Here is a 16,421-nt window from a genome sequence, read left to right on the forward strand (position 1 = left end):
ACTTACGGCGCAACGCGCGACGTCTGCGAGCCGGTACGCGGCGGCATAGCGAACAGGATCAGCGCCGGAACCAGATAGATAAAGTACATCGCCACTTCGCTGACGCTCGGCGTTTCCTGGTAGCCGAAGATCCCTTCAAGCAGGGTACCGGTCAGTGAATGGGTCGACAGGACGTTGCTGAGATCGAACGCCACGTCCTGGAAGTGGTTCCACAGGCCCGCTTCGTGGAAGGCGCGGATCGCCCCTGCCGCCAGTCCCGCGGCCACCAGCAGAATAAACAGGCTGGTCCACTTGAAGAACGCGCCCAGGTTAAGACGAATGCCGCCCCAGTAGAGCAGGAAACCAAGCACAACCGCCGTGGCCAGCCCGAGCATCGCGCCCAGCGGCGGCCAGATGCCCACGTCCTGCTGAAAAGCCGCGAGCAGGAAGAACACGGACTCCAGGCCTTCACGCGCCACGGCGAAAAAGACCATCATGATCAGCGCCCAGCCGTGGTGGTTGCCTTTTTGCAGGGCGTTATCCACCGCCTGCTCAAGCTGTACCTTCACGTTACGGGAAACTTTGCGCATCCAGAACACCATCCAGGTGAGGATCACCACCGCTATTACGGCAACAATGCCTTCAAACAGCTCCTGCTCTTTCTGCGGAAATTCACCAGTGGTTTCGTTGATAAGAATACCCAGCCCCAGGCAGAGCGCCGCGGCAAGGAAAACGCCAACCCACATCACGCCAATCCAGCGTCCGCGCTGGGTACGCTTCAGATAACTGGCGATAAGGCTAACAATCAGGGCCGCTTCAAGGCCTTCACGTAACATAATGAGAAAAGGAACAAACATGCCGACACCTTAAATGTTTATCGCGGTCAACTGATGCAAAGAAAGGTAAATTCTTGTGATAGTGATTATCATTACGGCAACAAGAAAAACAAGCGAAATGTGTTGCGTTTTGATGACCAGATGTAAACGCATTGCGGAGTAATAATTGCCTGAGTAACCGTTGCGTTTATAAGGTATAACGAAAATGCCCATTTACGGTTAACCGGGGCTGTGGCTAAATGTCCACCTCGAAAACCAACTGAAAATAAACCATGTTTAAAATTGTCCATTTCCTGCTGGCGCTGGTGATTATTCTTGCGCTTGCCTGGCTGGTGAGTTTCGACCGCCGAAAAGTTCGTATTCGTTTCGTTTTACAGCTGATCGTGATTGAAATTGCGCTGGCGTTCTTTTTCCTGCATGCAGAAAGCGGTCTGTTTATTATTAAATACGTCTCCGGTTTCTTTGAGTCGCTGCTTAAATTCGCTGCCGAAGGGACGAATTTTGTCTTTGGCGGGATGGGTGAAAAAGGGCTGGCGTTTATTTTCCTTGGCGTGCTCTGCCCCATTATTTTTATCTCAGCGTTGATCGGTATTCTTCAGCACTGGCGCATTCTGCCGATCTTTATTCGGGTGATCGGGACGCTGCTGTCAAAACTGAACGGCATGGGCAAGCTGGAATCCTTCAACGCGGTGAGCTCGCTGATCCTCGGTCAGTCGGAAAACTTTATTGCCTACAAGGGCGTACTCGGGGATCTCTCCTCACGTCGTCTGTTTACGATGGCTGCCACGGCTATGTCGACGGTGTCGCTGTCGATTGTCGGGGCCTATATGACCATGCTCGACGCCAAATTTGTCGTCGCGGCGCTGATCCTGAACATGTTCAGCACCTTTATTATTCTTTCGGTCATTAACCCGACCCGCCCGGAAGCGGAGCCGGATATCAAGCTGGAAAAACTGCACGAATCCCAGAGCTTCTTTGAAATGCTGGGCGAGTATATTCTGGCCGGTTTTAAGGTGGCAATGATTATTCTGGCGATGCTGATTGGTTTTATCGCCCTTATTAGCGCCGTTAACGCCCTCTTCTCCAGCATATTTGGCATGAGCTTCCAGCAGATTCTGGGTTATGTGTTTTATCCGCTGGCGTGGCTTATTGGTATTCCGTTGAGCGATGCCTTAAACGCGGGGAGCATTATGGCAACTAAACTGGTGGCGAATGAATTTGTGGCGATGATCGAGCTGCAAAAAATTGCCCATCAAATGTCACCTCGCGGGCTGGGTATTTTGTCCGTGTTCCTGGTGTCGTTCGCTAACTTTGCTTCCATTGGCATTGTGGCGGGGGCAATAAAAGGTCTGAACGAGCAGCAGGGCAACGTGGTGTCGCGGTTTGGTTTGCGTCTGGTGTACGGCGCGACGCTGGTGAGCCTGCTTTCGGCGAGCTTTGCGGGGTTGGTGTTGTAAGTTTTGTGCGGTTAATGCCCGGCGGCGCTTCGCTTGCACGGGCCTACGATACTACAACGGCGGGATTTCCCGCCGTTTTTCATTAAAACTGCACGCACACCGGCTGGTCAACCCGCATCACCGACTCCTGCGCGAAGCGTGACTTATAGATCCCGCGCAACGCTTCAATATTCTTCTCACTCTGCGCATCTTTCCCGTGGATCAGCATCAGCGCCTTGCTCGGCTCGCGCGCCACCTTGCCGTCGTTACCCAGCCACTGACCACGGGCATCAAACACCGTTAAGCCATCGCGAAAACGCGGCGTCACGTCCTGGTCAACAAACTGCTGCCACTCGCTGCCGGTAATCTGCGCCCCTGCCGGGCGATTCAAGCCAAAATAGAGCGTGGTCTGCTGCATCTGGTTATCCGCTTTGCAGGTTTCCACCGGCACGTGCTGCGCGGGTGCGTTACAGCCCGCCAGCATCACGAATGCTGCCACCATTAACCCTGTTTTAATTCTCATTGATGAAGACTCACATAGGTGAAAGGACTATCCCCTCTCCCCACCGGGGAGAGGGTTAGGGTGAGGGGAGATTACTCAGCCTGAAGCTTAGTCGGCGGCGCAGTGTGGTAGTGCGCGTCGGCTTCCGCAAAGCGTTTCTGCATGGAGGCAGACGGTGCTTTACCCAGCAGGCTGAAGACCACGATACCGATGCTGCCGAAGATGAAGCCAGGAATGATTTCGTACAGGCCCAGCCAGGCGAACTGTTTCCAGACGATAACGGTAACCGCACCAATAATCATCCCCGCCAGCGCGCCGTTGCGGGTCATGCGTGACCACATGACGGAGAACAGGACTACCGGCCCAAACGCGGCACCGAAGCCCGCCCACGCGTAGCTCACCAGCCCCAGCACGCGGTTTTCCGGGTTTGCTGCCAGCGCAATCGCCACCAGCGCAACCAGCAGCACCATAAAACGCCCTACCCACACCAGCTCTTTCTGGCTCGCGCCCTTACGCAGGAACGCTTTGTAGAGGTCTTCGGTGATGGCGCTGGAGCACACCAGCAGCTGACAGCTCAGGGTGGACATCACCGCAGCCAGGATCGCGGAGAGCAGAATACCGGCAATCCAAGGGTTAAACAGAATCTGCGCCAGTTCGATGAACACGCGCTCGGCGTTCTGGTTCACCGCGCCCGCCTGCGCCGGGTTGTTGTTAAAGTACGCAATGCCGAAGAAGCCAACCGCGCACGCGCCCGCCAGACACAGGATCATCCACGTCATGCTGATGCGACGCGCGTGAACGATGGTATGGTGAGAATCCGCCGCCATAAAGCGCGCCAGAATGTGCGGCTGACCGAAGTAGCCCAGGCCCCAGCCCATCAGGGAGACGATGGCGACAAAGTTCAGCCCTTTCAGCATATCGACGTTTTCAATGCTCTTCTGCTTGATCACTTCCAGCGATTCGCCAAAGCCGCCGACGGTGAAAATGACAATCACCGGAGTCAGGATCAGGGCGAAAATCATCAGGCTCGCCTGCACGGTGTCGGTCCAGCTTACCGCCAGGAATCCGCCCACGAAGGTATAGAGGATGGTCGCGGCCGCACCGGCCCACAGGGCGGTTTCATAGCTCATGCCGAAGGTACTTTCGAACAGACGCGCGCCCGCCACGATGCCGGAAGCACAGTAGATGGTGAAGAACAGCAGGATCACCACCGCAGAGATAATGCGCAGGATACGGCTGTTATCTTCAAAGCGTCCGGTGAAGTAATCCGGCAGCGTCAGGGCGTTGTTGTTGGCTTCGGTATGCACACGCAGACGGCCTGCTACCAGCTTCCAGTTGATCCATGCGCCAACGGTCAGGCCGATGGCGATACAGCTTTCGGAGATACCGGAGATGAAAATCGCGCCCGGCAGCCCCATCAGCAGCCAGCCGCTCATGTCGGAAGCGCCCGCAGAGAGTGCGGTGACCATCGGGCCTAAGCTGCGCCCGCCGAGGATGTAGTCGTCAAAGTTTTTAGTGGAACGCCATGCCAAAAACCCTATCAGGATCATGCCAAAAATATAAACGAGAAATGTCACCAGCATCGGTGTGCTAATAGCCATTCAAATTCTCCAAAATGTCGAGCGACAACCGTCCGGGTTGCCTTGTTATGTCATCACCGGAACGTAGTGATGTGTGTATGTGTTTCCCTTGGGCGCGCTATCCTGCCGTATACGCATCCCACTGACAAACGATTTAACACTGCATTTACATGAATTTCATCACTGGTTTTATACGTCTTTCCTATAGGTTGCACTCGCTCACGCTTTTACGGGTTGCACCTTTAAAAAGTGTTAAGCACCGCATAAAAACTGGGCTCAGAAACGGCCGCACGTTCTTTTTCACAGCTAACTAATCGTTAACAATCCATTCATTTTCCAGCTTGCAGACCAGGTCACATTTAACACGGTTGCACAAAGTTGCAACATGGTGGATATTTCACGCTATCAACAGAACGCTATTACAGAACAACAGGAGTTTTGGCATGGGGATGACCACCATGGGGGTTAAGCTGGATGACGCTACCCGCGAACGGATTAAAACCGCTGCGACCCGCATCGACCGCACACCGCACTGGTTAATCAAGCAGGCGATTTTTAACTATCTGGAAAGACTGGAGAGTGAAGAAGGTCTGCCGGAGCTGCCTGCCCTGCTGGCGGGCGCAGCGAACGAAAGCGAAGAAGCCGCGACGGCCGTTGAGGAGAACCACCAGCCGTTCCTCGAATTTGCCGAGCAGATCCTGCCGCAGTCCGTCAGCCGCGCCGCCATTACCGGCGCCTACCGCCGTGCCGAAACCGACGCCGTGCCGATGCTGCTGGAGCAGGCGCGCCTGCCGGAAGCCGTTGCCGCTCAGGCGCACAGCCTGGCGTATCAGCTCGCCGACAAGCTGCGTAATCAGAAAACCGCCAGCGGACGCGCCGGGATGGTTCAGGGTCTGCTGCAGGAGTTTTCCCTCTCCTCACAGGAAGGCGTGGCGCTGATGTGTCTGGCGGAAGCGCTGCTGCGTATTCCGGATAAAGCCACCCGCGATGCCCTGATCCGCGACAAAATCAGCAACGGCAACTGGCACTCCCACATTGGCCGCAGTCCGTCGCTGTTCGTTAACGCCGCCACCTGGGGCCTGCTGTTTACCGGCAAGCTGGTCTCCACCCATAACGAAGCCAACCTGTCGCGCTCTCTGAACCGCATCATCGGCAAGAGCGGCGAGCCGCTGATCCGCAAGGGCGTGGACATGGCGATGCGCCTGATGGGCGAGCAGTTCGTCACCGGGGAAACCATTGCCGAAGCGCTGGCGAACGCCCGCAAGCTGGAAGATAAAGGCTTCCGCTACTCCTACGACATGCTGGGTGAAGCGGCGCTGACCGCCGCCGACGCGCAGGCCTACATGGTATCTTACCAGCAGGCGATCCACGCCATCGGTAAAGCGTCCAACGGTCGCGGTATTTATGAAGGCCCGGGCATCTCCATTAAGCTCTCCGCCCTGCACCCGCGCTACAGCCGCGCGCAGTACGACCGGGTGATGGAAGAACTCTACCCGCGCCTGAAGTCCCTGACCCTGCTGGCGCGCCAGTATGATATCGGCATTAACATCGACGCCGAAGAGGCGGACCGTCTGGAGATCTCCCTCGATCTGCTGGAAAAACTGTGCTTCGAGCCGGAGCTGGCGGGCTGGAACGGGATTGGTTTCGTTATCCAGGCCTACCAGAAACGCTGCCCGTTCGTCATTGACTACCTGATTGACCTGGCCAGCCGCAGCCGTCGCCGCCTGATGATCCGTCTGGTGAAGGGCGCCTACTGGGACAGCGAAATCAAACGCGCCCAGATGGAAGGTCTGGAAGGCTATCCGGTCTATACCCGCAAGGTCTACACCGACGTCTCCTACCTCGCCTGCGCGAAAAAACTGCTCGGCGTGCCGAACCTGATTTATCCGCAGTTCGCCACCCACAACGCCCACACCCTGGCGGCGATCTACAGCCTGGCGGGTCAGAACTACTATCCGGGCCAGTACGAGTTCCAGTGTCTGCACGGCATGGGCGAACCGCTGTACGAGCAGGTGACCGGTAAAGTGGCCGACGGCAAGCTGAACCGTCCGTGCCGTATTTATGCCCCGGTAGGTACTCACGAAACTCTGCTGGCCTACCTGGTGCGTCGTCTGCTGGAGAACGGGGCGAACACCTCCTTCGTTAACCGCATCGCCGATACCACCCTGCCGCTGGACGAACTGGTGGCCGACCCGGTACAGGCCGTTGAGAAGATGGCGGCGCAGGAAGGCCAGATTGGTCTGCCGCATCCGAAGATTGCCCTGCCGCGCGAGCTGTATGGTGCAGGTCGCGTCAACTCGGCGGGTCTGGATCTCGCCAACGAACACCGTCTGGCCTCGCTCTCTTCTGCCCTGCTTAACAGCGCATTGCAGAAGTGGCAGGCCAGGCCGATCCTTGAGCAGTCCGTTGAGGACGGTGAAATGCAGCCGGTGATCAACCCGGCAGAGCCGAAGGATATCGTCGGCTACGTGCGCGAAGCCACGGAAACGGAAGTGGAGCAGGCCCTGGAGAGCGCGGTGAACAACGCGCCAATCTGGTTTGCCACCCCGCCGCAGGAGCGTGCCGCCATTCTGGAACGCGCGGCGGTTCTGATGGAAGATCAGATGCAGCAGCTGATCGGCATTCTGGTGCGTGAAGCGGGTAAAACCTTCAGCAACGCCATCGCCGAAGTGCGCGAGGCGGTCGACTTCCTGCACTACTACGCCGGTCAGGTGCGCGATGATTTCGACAACGAAACCCACCGTCCGCTCGGCCCGGTGGTGTGTATCAGCCCGTGGAACTTCCCGCTGGCGATCTTCACCGGCCAGATTGCCGCGGCCCTTGCCGCAGGCAACAGCGTGCTGGCAAAACCGGCAGAGCAGACCCCGCTGATTGCCGCCCAGGGCATTAACATTCTGCTGGAAGCGGGCGTACCGGCGGGCGTGGTGCAGCTGCTGCCAGGGCGCGGTGAAACGGTCGGGGCCAAACTGACCTCCGATAACCGCGTACGCGGCGTGATGTTTACCGGTTCTACCGAAGTGGCCTCCCTGCTACAACGCAACATCGCCACCCGTCTGGATGCGCAGGGCCGTCCTACCCCGCTGATCGCTGAAACCGGCGGCATGAACGCCATGATCGTGGACTCCTCCGCACTCACCGAGCAGGTCGTCGTTGACGTGCTGGCCTCTGCCTTCGACAGCGCGGGCCAACGCTGTTCCGCCCTGCGCGTACTGTGCTTACAGGATGACGTGGCTGACCACACGCTGAAGATGCTGCGCGGTGCGATGGCGGAATGCCGCATGGGCAACCCGGGCCGTCTCACTACCGACATCGGGCCGGTGATCGACGCGGAAGCCAAAGCCAACATTGAAAACCACATTCAGACCATGCGTGCAAAAGGCCGTCCGGTGTTCCAGGCGGTGCGCGAGAACAGCGAAGATGCCCGCGAGTGGCAGACCGGCACCTTCGTGCCGCCAACGCTGATTGAGCTGGCAAGCTTCGACGAGCTGAAAAAAGAGGTCTTCGGCCCGGTACTGCACGTGGTGCGCTACAACCGTAACAACCTCAACGAGCTGATCGATCAGATCAACGCCTCGGGTTACGGCCTGACGCTTGGCGTGCATACCCGTATCGACGAAACCATTGCCCAGGTGACCGGCAATGCTAAAGTTGGCAACCTGTACGTCAACCGCAACATGGTTGGCGCGGTCGTGGGCGTGCAGCCATTCGGCGGTGAAGGTCTCTCCGGCACCGGCCCGAAAGCGGGCGGTCCGCTCTATCTGTACCGTCTGCTGGCAAACCGTCCGGAAAATGCGCTGGGCGTGACGCTGGCGCGTCAGGACGCGGAATATCCGGTGGATGCGCAGGTGAAAGCCGTGCTGACCCAGCCGCTGGACGCGCTGATTAAGTGGGCTGAAAATCGTCCCGAGCTGCATGCGATTGCACAGCAGTACGGCGAGCTGGCGCAGGCGGGAACACAGCGTCTGCTGCCGGGTCCAACCGGTGAGCGCAACACCTGGACGCTGATGCCGCGCGAGCGTGTGCTGTGCGTGGCGGATAACGAGCAGGATGCGCTGGTGCAGCTGGCAGCCGCAACGGCAACGGGCTGTGAGGTGCTGTGGCCGGAAGATGCCCTGCATCGCGACCTCGCCAAACAGTTGCCAAAAGCGGTTTCGGCCTGCATTCGCTTTGCGAAGGCCGATGCCCTGCTGACCCAGCCGTTTGACGCGGTGATCTACCACGGTGATTCCGACCAGCTGCGCGAACTGTGCGAGCAGGTTGCGGCCCGCAGCGGTGCCATCGTTTCCGTGCAGGGCTTTGCGCGCGGGGAAACCAACCTGCTGCTGGAGCGTCTGTACGTTGAGCGCTCGCTCAGCGTCAACACCGCGGCGGCAGGGGGTAACGCCAGCCTGATGACAATCGGCTAACGCTGTGCTAATAAGGCTCCGGAGACGGAGGCTTATTTTATTGGGGAGTGTATGAAACGATATCTTATCGCAGGCGCAGCACTGCTGCTCAGCGTCAGCGCGCTGGCCGACGAGTGCGACAAAGCGACCACCCAGACAGAACTCAGTGCCTGTGCGGCAGAGCAGTACCAGGCTGCGGATAAAAAGCTCAACCAGACGTACCAGGCCGCCATCAAACGCGCGGCAGCCCCTCAGCGCGACCTGCTGAAAAAGGCGCAGCAGGCGTGGATCGCCCTGCGTGACGCAGACTGTAAATTGATGGGTTCAGGAACCGAAGGTGGCACTATTCAGCCGATGATTATCAACCAGTGCCTGACGGAGAAAACAGCGGGGCGCGAAGCCTTTCTGGCCTCGTTGATGCAGTGTGAAGAGGGCAATTTAAGCTGCCCTTTCCAACCGGCTGATTAGCGCACACGGATCCCTTCGATAATCATCCGCTGCACGTTATCCAGCGTACTCTGGAAAAACGCCTCGTCCTGGAGCGTTTTACCGGTCACCGCCTCGACCTGGGCCGCGAAGTCAGCGTAGTGCTGGGTTGAGGCCCAAATCATGAAGATCAGATGATGCGGATCGACGGGCGCCAGTTTTCCGCTGGCGACCCATCCGGCAATAATGGCCGATTTATCGTCCACCAGCTGCTTTAGATCTCCCGTCAGCTCCGCCTGCAACAGCGGCGCGCCCTGCAACATCTCCAGGCAGAACAGCCTTGATGCCTGCGGGTAATCACGCGATACCTCCAGCTTCAGGCGTATGTACTCCTCTATCGCCACCAGCGGGGCCAGCTCTTCGCGAAATGCTTTAAGTGGTGCGAGCCAGATATCCAGGATCTGCTGCATCACCGCCACATACAGCGCCTCTTTCGAAGGGTAGTAGTAGAGCAGATTGGTCTTGGACACCCCGGCCTGCTCCGCCACCTGCTCAAGGCGCGTACCGTGAATACCAAACTGCGAAAATGTCTCCAGCGCAGCGCTGAGGATCGCCTGTTTCTTGGCGCTCACCGCCTGCGAACGTTTACCTGGTGTTTTCACTGCGCCTTGTGTCATTTTCGCTCTCCTTATTGGTTTGCCATAGCATAGCAAATGCCCTGCTTTCTCTCGACATTTTGGGGAGCGGGGCTGCACCGAATCAAAAAGGAAAATGTACGGACAGGTAGACTTAACAGCCCACTTATATTACAAATTTGATATCACTTTTTTCTCGTTAAGTAAGGGCTTTTCCCATGCCTTTAGTCATACGACAAGCAACATTAGCCGATTCAGTATTACTAAAAGAGCTTGGCTATCGCATCTATCCAGCGCACTTTAAGCATATGTGGCAGTCAGAATCAGGATTGTATAATTATTTGGAATGTGAATATTCTCTTCCTGTTATTGAGCAGAATATTAATGACAAAACATAAACTGGTATATAGCGGAAATAGATCAGCCGATTAGTTTTGCGAAGCTGACATGGCAAGCGACTATCCCTAATACAGACATTAGTGGTGTTCTTCTTGACAAACTCTACCTTGCCCCAACTAAAACGAATCAGCATTACGGTCAATTAATGTTTAAAAAATTCATAGATCTTGCCCGAAGTGATGGAAAAAAATTTTTATGGTTGGAGGTTCTCGAGCAAAACGAACATGCTCATAGATTCTATAAAAAGCAGGGAATGCAATACATCAGCGACATCGTTTTCGAAACAGAGTCACAGCGGAGCATACTCAAGATAATGGGGATGTGTATATAACGTCCGATTTTCGCTCACAGCGGACCTTCGGTGCTGGCTGCATCGTGTCAGGAGTGGACCTTACAAATATCAGCGCGAGAATCAATAGAGAACAAACATACCAGCTCTGGGAGAGATCGTTTCACACAGGTAAAGAACAGACGCAATCACCAATTCTTATACCAAATCCAACCTCACCCGATGGTTTAATGTTTTACTGTTATTCTTCTTTGCTGACGAGAGTAAAAAATGATTGACTACACCGGATTCAACGTCATAAATCTTGAAGACAGTAAGTAATGTTACACAAATGTTCTTGCCAGTCTTGGTCATGTTATCCGGCTTGAATTTCCGGGCAAGGCGGTAGGTTTTGGTCCCGCCCAACTCGATGAAGGGCAAGATCCTGGCGGTGCGTTCTGGTTAACACAGGGAACTCCCTCCACACCCCGAATGCATCTTGCCTTCAATGCAAAAAACAAAGAGGATGTTGAGGCATTCCACCATGTCGCCCTCCAGGCAGGTGGAAAAGATAATGGTGCGCCGGGTTACAGGCCCCATTATCACCCTGGATATTACGCCGCGTTCATCCTTGATCCTGATGGGTACAATATAGAGGCGGTTTAACACGAGACGCGATAGTCGCTAATATACTTCCCCAATGCTGATAGACGATCCTGCGCAAATATTCAGGCAGGATCGTCTGACGGGTGGTATCAGTTCAGTAAAAGCGTTGGTCAATTAATGCGTTTGGCATAATTACTTTCTCTGTATCATGAAAAGCGCTTACATCATTTCCTGTATTTCCGTTCCTCTGCTCATAGCAGCCGGTCAACTACCGTGATTTCTGAAGGTGTATCGGCTGTTATTTTACATAAATGGACGGAACTTCCTGTTTGTCAGGGTGACACGGAAAAGGACACAGGCGATACTTATCCTGGAAGATCGAGTGCTGACTGCTTTAGATTACAACAAAACTGGTCTGAAATATTGCTGAAATGGCGCGTTCCGGGTCTGAATCCCAGAAAATTGGCCCACGAAGCACCACGGTAGAAAACCCAGTTTTGCAGTATGGGGGATTATTATGGCTGAAGTCGCAGCTCATTTTTTGTCCTCGCTAACGCTGCGGGAGTTTCGTCGTTAAATGCCTCCCATGCCCTGGCGGATATAGACAGAACAGTCTGAGCATCCCGAGGAAGCAGATATTACAATGAAAGGATCAGTGATGTATAATCAATGATGCCAAAATTAACGGTGTTTTTTGTGGTATGGAGACTGCCTGCTCTGGCTTTTCTTCTTTTGGTTTTTATGGTTTTTATGGTTTTAAAATACGAGTCCGGTCTTGGAAAAATCTCACTAGCAGCATTTATTTGTTTAGTTGCAGTTGTTTTATATAGGATATTTTTGAACTGATATGTTATCAGTCCCAGTGGATATAAAATGCTGTATGTCCAAGTGATTGCGGAGAATTAAAAGAGTGAAGAAAAGACGGCTGGTGCGGCTCGATGGCTGCATCCAGCTCTTATTGGGAGTGCATCTAGTGGGATCGCATGATAGATGATTTTTTAATCAACATTGCGAGTAGTGGTTATAAATATCCCGTCCTCCCTTCTGCGATAGTTTGAAAACATTACCCGGTTCATTACACATGCGACTTTCATAAAAGTTATCCGTTGTTATATTATGTAAACAGATAAGTCGTGTTCCATAGGTAATATCTTCGCGATCACTAGGAATTACTTCGTGTTCCGGTCCATACCAATATAGTTTGGCTTTATCGCCCTTTGCAATAAATGGAGCTGGATCACCTGAAGCCTCCTTATACTCAAATGTGAATTTTTCTCCATCACAAACCATATTCACCATGCATTTTGTGTAACTTGTACTATAAGACAAATCTGAACCAGTATTGGGCTCGTATACAGTTACTTTTCTTCTCTCCCGGTATACAGTGTCTATTGTAACTATTCTTCGGTTGAGTTCCTTAGGTAATCTTAGGTTTAGCTCATAATCTTGTTTATGCTGGCAACTTTTTGATAAGTTTGTAACAGAGGTAAATAAATCTTTTTCTTGCATAAGGTTTTTTCGCATCAAATCTCGAAATTGAATGAATTCATCTGAGTATGTATGACAAAAATTAAGGAGTGTCAGGATAAAACCAAACAAACTTAGTAATAAAAATGGGACATAACATACAAATATATCAGTGCTAGATGAGTAATACGCACCTATAGAAAGTGTACATAAAATCAGACCAAGCAATACAGCTAAAGATGCAGATTTACCACGATTTCTTTCAGTGTCCATCATTCTGAACTCGATGCAATCGCAATCTCCTAGCCAGCATATCCTATAGCTATTAGGTGATATTTTATATACAATGATATAAAGATCGCTGTTTTTGGGAATGCATTCAATGGAATTAAAATTTGGTGTGACTGGTCTCAGATCGTAGTAACTTAAATAATAGTAGAACTCATTGTAGGTGATTCTTACGTATGAGGCATTGTTACCTTTCTCATCACACATTCTGTCGATTTTTACTTTGTCAAAAGGCAACCTGAGGCATTTATACATATCTTTGCAACCTAAATTATGTTTGATGTTTATGTCCTGGCACAAATTATAGAAGAAACAGGTCATGAAAACAATTCATACACATGATACATGGATTTGTGAAATATATTTACATGGTGAATCTCCCATTACCTGAAATTGGACAGAACAACCTGAACGTCCAAGCTGGTGATTGCTCCGAACCGTTGAATTCACAGCCAGCAGCGGGCTTTTAGTTGTTGTCAATGGGAGGGTATTTCAGCAAAATGAGATTACCTTTAAACACGGCAATTTTTTATGCAGCCTCCAACTATTAAATCTAGCTCCGGCAGGAGTTACTAACTCATAGAATAAAGGATGCACAGGATCGGATTATGCGTACTCATAAACAGAATAAGCCTCGTAAACTGTATTGCAGCGTCAACACGACTACGCGGCACCATTCTAATAATCCAGGTTCTGAATATTGCTGGGAACGTAATCGTAAAAGAGTCGGGGATGAACTACTGGCCAAGCGCGAGTCAATACATGGCGGACAGAAGCATGGCCGAGACTACACACCATTGTTTTATTTTCTGATCAAAAAGATTGGCAAATCGTGGAATGAAATATTCAGCGAAGTATGTGGACGTCTTGATACCACCGAGCCTGTATTCTGGTTGGTCGCGCTACATGAGCATCAGCGAAGGGATTTATTCTGCATTGGCGAAAGCAGTTTTTATCCGGGTCTGTTTGTTGATGAGAATGGAATTCTGTAAGAGGTAAATACTTTAATCACGATAAAGGATGTTAAGATGACTTGCCGCTGCTGCACACACACACTTATGTTGGAGAATCTGTACCCTGGATAGATTGAATAACAACACCTTTTATCCTGCCACGGGTGCGGCCCTCATCAGCAACGAGAGCGATTACTAACTTTTGCTTTTTGCTCAATGCGGACGACCCGCTCCCCAATCCCTTACCGCCCCTGCACCGCCATCGCGCACCGTTGCCTGTTTGCGTGCATCTATTTTGACCATTTAGTCCACTTTATTTGCACTCTATTCACCAACCTTGCGTTAACACATTAACAATAAAGCCCTTTTAAAAACTGGCATCCCCTTTGCAAAACCCTTTTCACGAGGCTGAACAGGATATGCAGGATGCAGCGCCACGTCTGACTTTCACCCATACAGAGATGAAGAGAGGTTCGTGATGAAAATTGGCGTATTTGTACCGATCGGCAACAACGGCTGGCTTATCTCGACCACTGCCCCGCAATACATGCCGACCTTTGAGCTGAATAAAGCCATCGTGCAGAAAGCGGAGCATTACCATTTCGACTTTGCGCTCTCGATGATCAAGCTGCGCGGTTTCGGCGGTAAGACCGAATTCTGGGACCACAACCTGGAGTCCTTTACCCTGATGGCGGGCCTGGCGGCGGTCACCTCGCGGATCCAGATCTACGCCACCGCCGCCACCCTTACCCTGCCCCCGGCGATCGTGGCGCGGATGGCCTCCACCATCGACTCCATCTCCGGCGGGCGCTTTGGCGTTAACCTGGTCACCGGCTGGCAAAAGCCGGAGTACGAGCAGATGGGGATCTGGCCGGGGGACGATTACTTCTCCCGTCGCTACGACTACCTGACTGAATATGTGCAGGTGCTGCGCGATCTGTGGGGCACCGGCAAAAGCGATTTCAAAGGCGATTTCTTCACCATGAACGACTGCCGCGTCAGCCCGCAGCCGTCGGTGCCGATGAAGGTTATCTGCGCCGGGCAGAGCGACGCGGGAATGGAATTTTCCGCGAAATACGCCGACTTCAACTTCTGCTTCGGCAAAGGCGTTAACACCCCTGCCGCCTTCGCGCCCACTGCGGCACGCATGAAAGCGGCCGCCGATAAAACCGGGCGCGACGTGGGCTCCTACGTGCTGTTTATGGTGATTGCCGACGAAACCGATGACGCCGCGCGCGCCAAATGGGAACGATACAAGGACGGCGCGGATGACGAAGCGCTGAGCTGGCTGACCGAGCAGAGCCAGAAGGATACCCGCTCCGGCGCGGACACCAACGTTCGCCAGATGGCCGACCCGACGTCTGCCGTCAATATCAACATGGGCACCCTGGTTGGCTCGTATGCCAGCGTCGCCAGAATGCTCGACGAAGTGGCTACCGTGCCCGGCGCCGAAGGCGTGCTGCTGACCTTCGATGATTTTCTCACCGGCGTGGAAACCTTCGGCGAGCGCATTCAGCCGCTGATGCAGTGCCGCGCCCACATCCCTGCCATGACGAAGGAGGTGGCGTAATGACGACCCTCAACGCTCGCCCGGAAGCCATTACCTTTGACGCGCAGCGCAGCGCGCTGATCGTGGTGGATATGCAAAACGCCTATGCCAGTAAAGGCGGGTATCTGGATCTGGCCGGGTTTGACGTCTCCACCACGCAGCCGGTGATCGAGAACATTAAAACCGCCGTGCACGCTGCGCGCGCTGCGGGCATGCTCATCGTCTGGTTCCAGAACGGCTGGGACGACCAGTACGTCGAAGCTGGTGGTCCCGGCTCACCCAACTTTCACAAATCCAACGCCCTGAAAACCATGCGCCAACGGCCCGAACTCCAGGGCACGCTGCTGGCGAAAGGCGGCTGGGATTATCAGCTGGTGGATGAGCTGGTATCGGAAGCCAGCGATATCGTACTGCCGAAACCGCGCTACAGCGGCTTTTTCAATACCCCGCTCGACAGCCTGCTACGCAGCCGGGGCATTCGTCATCTGGTCTTTACGGGCATTGCCACCAACGTCTGCGTGGAGTCGACCCTGCGCGACGGCTTTTTCCTCGAGTATTTTGGCGTGGTGCTGGAAGACGCTACCCATCAGGCCGGGCCGGATTTTGCCCAGAAAGCCGCCCTGTTCAATATCGAAACCTTTTTTGGCTGGGTCAGTAACGTCAATGATTTCTGCGACGCGCTGGATCCCCCGCTCGCCCGCATCGCCTGAGGAGAACCGCTATGCCGAAATCCGTGATTATTCCGCCGGGCACCAGCACCCCGATTGCCCCGTTTGTCCCCGGCACCCTCGCCGACGGCGTGGTGTATGTCTCGGGCACGCTGCCGTTTGATAAAGACAACAACGTGGTGTTTATCAACGACCCAAAGGCGCAAACCCGCCACGTGCTGGAGACGATCAAAACCGTGATCGAAACGGCGGGTGGCACGATGGAGGACGTGACCTTCAACAGCATCTTTATCACCGACTGGAAAAACTACGCCGCGATTAACGAAATCTACGCGGAGTTTTTCCCCGGCGATAAACCGGCGCGGTTTTGCATCCAGTGCGGGCTGGTAAAGCCGGACGCGCTGGTTGAAATTGCCACCGTTGCGCACATCGCGAAGTGAGGCC

14 protein-coding genes are annotated in these 16,421 nt (G+C 53.8%); 9 read left to right on the forward strand and 5 right to left on the reverse strand.

Annotated elements, in window-relative coordinates:
* Positions 1 to 2: 2 nt before the first annotated feature.
* A complete protein-coding gene (gene efeU / locus ACOTYB_RS04460) occupies positions 3 to 836 on the reverse strand; it encodes an iron uptake transporter permease EfeU (RefSeq protein ID WP_003858080.1) in 834 nt (277 codons plus the stop codon).
* A 251-nt stretch (positions 837 to 1,087) separates the two neighbouring features.
* Here efeU and ACOTYB_RS04465 point away from each other — a divergent pair, with 251 nt between their 5' ends.
* Positions 1,088 to 2,272, forward strand: coding sequence for a NupC/NupG family nucleoside CNT transporter (locus ACOTYB_RS04465; RefSeq protein ID WP_023315790.1), 1,185 nt, complete (start codon positions 1,088 to 1,090; stop codon positions 2,270 to 2,272).
* An 82-nt stretch (positions 2,273 to 2,354) separates the two neighbouring features.
* On the opposite strand, the gene ACOTYB_RS04470 is transcribed toward ACOTYB_RS04465, so the two are convergent.
* Complete coding sequence (locus ACOTYB_RS04470) at positions 2,355 to 2,774, reverse strand: DUF3574 domain-containing protein (RefSeq protein WP_023315789.1); 420 nt, start codon at positions 2,772 to 2,774, stop codon at positions 2,355 to 2,357.
* A gap of 71 nt (positions 2,775 to 2,845) precedes the next feature.
* Complete coding sequence (gene putP, locus ACOTYB_RS04475; protein WP_421765754.1) at positions 2,846 to 4,354, reverse strand: sodium/proline symporter PutP; 1,509 nt, start codon at positions 4,352 to 4,354, stop codon at positions 2,846 to 2,848.
* 422 nt (positions 4,355 to 4,776) lie between these two features.
* Here putP and putA point away from each other — a divergent pair, with 422 nt between their 5' ends.
* Positions 4,777 to 8,739, forward strand: a complete 3,963-nt coding sequence (putA, locus tag ACOTYB_RS04480; protein WP_220153722.1) for a trifunctional transcriptional regulator/proline dehydrogenase/L-glutamate gamma-semialdehyde dehydrogenase — start codon at positions 4,777 to 4,779, stop codon at positions 8,737 to 8,739.
* Between the two features lie 51 nt (positions 8,740 to 8,790).
* On the forward strand, positions 8,791 to 9,186 hold the full coding sequence (locus ACOTYB_RS04485) for a lysozyme inhibitor LprI family protein (protein WP_220153721.1): 396 nt from the start codon (positions 8,791 to 8,793) through the stop codon (positions 9,184 to 9,186).
* Here the strand turns inward: ACOTYB_RS04485 and rutR are convergent.
* The gene (gene rutR / locus ACOTYB_RS04490; RefSeq protein ID WP_015570865.1) at positions 9,183 to 9,821 is read right to left on the reverse strand and encodes an HTH-type transcriptional regulator RutR; all 639 of its coding nucleotides are present in this window, start codon (positions 9,819 to 9,821) and stop codon (positions 9,183 to 9,185) included. The genes ACOTYB_RS04485 and rutR overlap by 4 nt on opposite strands.
* A gap of 433 nt (positions 9,822 to 10,254) precedes the next feature.
* On the opposite strand from rutR, the gene ACOTYB_RS04495 reads away from it, so the two are divergent.
* Both ACOTYB_RS04495 and ACOTYB_RS04500 read left to right on the forward strand, forming a co-directional pair.
* Positions 10,255 to 10,509, forward strand: a complete 255-nt coding sequence (locus ACOTYB_RS04495; RefSeq protein ID WP_324292429.1) for a GNAT family N-acetyltransferase — start codon at positions 10,255 to 10,257, stop codon at positions 10,507 to 10,509.
* Between the two features lie 429 nt (positions 10,510 to 10,938).
* Positions 10,939 to 11,112 (forward strand): VOC family protein, encoded by a 174-nt coding sequence (locus tag ACOTYB_RS04500; protein WP_214595493.1) that lies wholly within the window; start codon positions 10,939 to 10,941, stop codon positions 11,110 to 11,112.
* 942 nt (positions 11,113 to 12,054) lie between these two features.
* On the opposite strand, the gene ACOTYB_RS04505 is transcribed toward ACOTYB_RS04500, so the two are convergent.
* Positions 12,055 to 12,795, reverse strand: a complete 741-nt coding sequence (locus ACOTYB_RS04505; protein ID WP_126524713.1) for a hypothetical protein — start codon at positions 12,793 to 12,795, stop codon at positions 12,055 to 12,057.
* 620 nt (positions 12,796 to 13,415) lie between these two features.
* On the opposite strand from ACOTYB_RS04505, the gene ACOTYB_RS04510 reads away from it, so the two are divergent.
* The 4 genes from ACOTYB_RS04510 to rutC all read left to right on the forward strand — a co-directional run bounded on the left by ACOTYB_RS04510 (position 13,416) and on the right by rutC (position 16,417).
* Positions 13,416 to 13,799: a hypothetical protein gene (locus tag ACOTYB_RS04510; RefSeq protein ID WP_230683309.1), complete on the forward strand. Its 384-nt coding sequence runs from the start codon at positions 13,416 to 13,418 to the stop codon at positions 13,797 to 13,799.
* Positions 13,800 to 14,238: 439 nt separating this feature from the next.
* Positions 14,239 to 15,330 carry a pyrimidine utilization protein A gene (gene rutA, locus ACOTYB_RS04515; protein ID WP_220153720.1) on the forward strand — a complete coding sequence of 364 codons (1,092 nt, stop codon included), beginning with the start codon at positions 14,239 to 14,241 and terminating at the stop codon, positions 15,328 to 15,330.
* Entirely contained in the window at positions 15,330 to 16,019 is a 690-nt protein-coding gene (rutB, locus tag ACOTYB_RS04520; RefSeq protein ID WP_220153719.1) for a pyrimidine utilization protein B, read from the forward strand. The genes rutA and rutB overlap by 1 nt, the downstream gene beginning before the upstream one ends.
* A gap of 11 nt (positions 16,020 to 16,030) precedes the next feature.
* Positions 16,031 to 16,417: a pyrimidine utilization protein C gene (gene rutC, locus ACOTYB_RS04525; protein ID WP_008499822.1), complete on the forward strand. Its 387-nt coding sequence runs from the start codon at positions 16,031 to 16,033 to the stop codon at positions 16,415 to 16,417.
* The last annotated feature ends 4 nt before the right edge of the window (positions 16,418 to 16,421 follow it).

This window comes from Enterobacter cloacae complex sp. IR5450, assembly GCF_049238665.1.
GTDB classification, from domain to species: domain Bacteria; phylum Pseudomonadota; class Gammaproteobacteria; order Enterobacterales; family Enterobacteriaceae; genus Enterobacter; species Enterobacter hormaechei_C.

What these genes read in the sequence shown, in the direction of transcription:
- efeU (WP_003858080.1), bottom strand. Translation starts at nt 836, where the DNA reads ATGTTTGTTCCTTTTCTCATTATGTTACGTGAAGGCCTTGAAGCGGCC.
- ACOTYB_RS04465 (WP_023315790.1), top strand. Translation starts at nt 1,088, where the DNA reads ATGTTTAAAATTGTCCATTTCCTGCTGGCGCTGGTGATTATTCTTGCG.
- ACOTYB_RS04470 (WP_023315789.1), bottom strand. Translation starts at nt 2,774, where the DNA reads ATGAGAATTAAAACAGGGTTAATGGTGGCAGCATTCGTGATGCTGGCG.
- putP (WP_421765754.1), bottom strand. Translation starts at nt 4,354, where the DNA reads ATGGCTATTAGCACACCGATGCTGGTGACATTTCTCGTTTATATTTTT.
- putA (WP_220153722.1), top strand. Translation starts at nt 4,777, where the DNA reads ATGGGGATGACCACCATGGGGGTTAAGCTGGATGACGCTACCCGCGAA.
- ACOTYB_RS04485 (WP_220153721.1), top strand. Translation starts at nt 8,791, where the DNA reads ATGAAACGATATCTTATCGCAGGCGCAGCACTGCTGCTCAGCGTCAGC.
- rutR (WP_015570865.1), bottom strand. Translation starts at nt 9,821, where the DNA reads ATGACACAAGGCGCAGTGAAAACACCAGGTAAACGTTCGCAGGCGGTG.
- ACOTYB_RS04500 (WP_214595493.1), top strand. Translation starts at nt 10,939, where the DNA reads ATGCATCTTGCCTTCAATGCAAAAAACAAAGAGGATGTTGAGGCATTC.
- ACOTYB_RS04505 (WP_126524713.1), bottom strand. Translation starts at nt 12,795, where the DNA reads ATGATGGACACTGAAAGAAATCGTGGTAAATCTGCATCTTTAGCTGTA.
- ACOTYB_RS04510 (WP_230683309.1), top strand. Translation starts at nt 13,416, where the DNA reads ATGCGTACTCATAAACAGAATAAGCCTCGTAAACTGTATTGCAGCGTC.
- rutA (WP_220153720.1), top strand. Translation starts at nt 14,239, where the DNA reads ATGAAAATTGGCGTATTTGTACCGATCGGCAACAACGGCTGGCTTATC.
- rutB (WP_220153719.1), top strand. Translation starts at nt 15,330, where the DNA reads ATGACGACCCTCAACGCTCGCCCGGAAGCCATTACCTTTGACGCGCAG.
- rutC (WP_008499822.1), top strand. Translation starts at nt 16,031, where the DNA reads ATGCCGAAATCCGTGATTATTCCGCCGGGCACCAGCACCCCGATTGCC.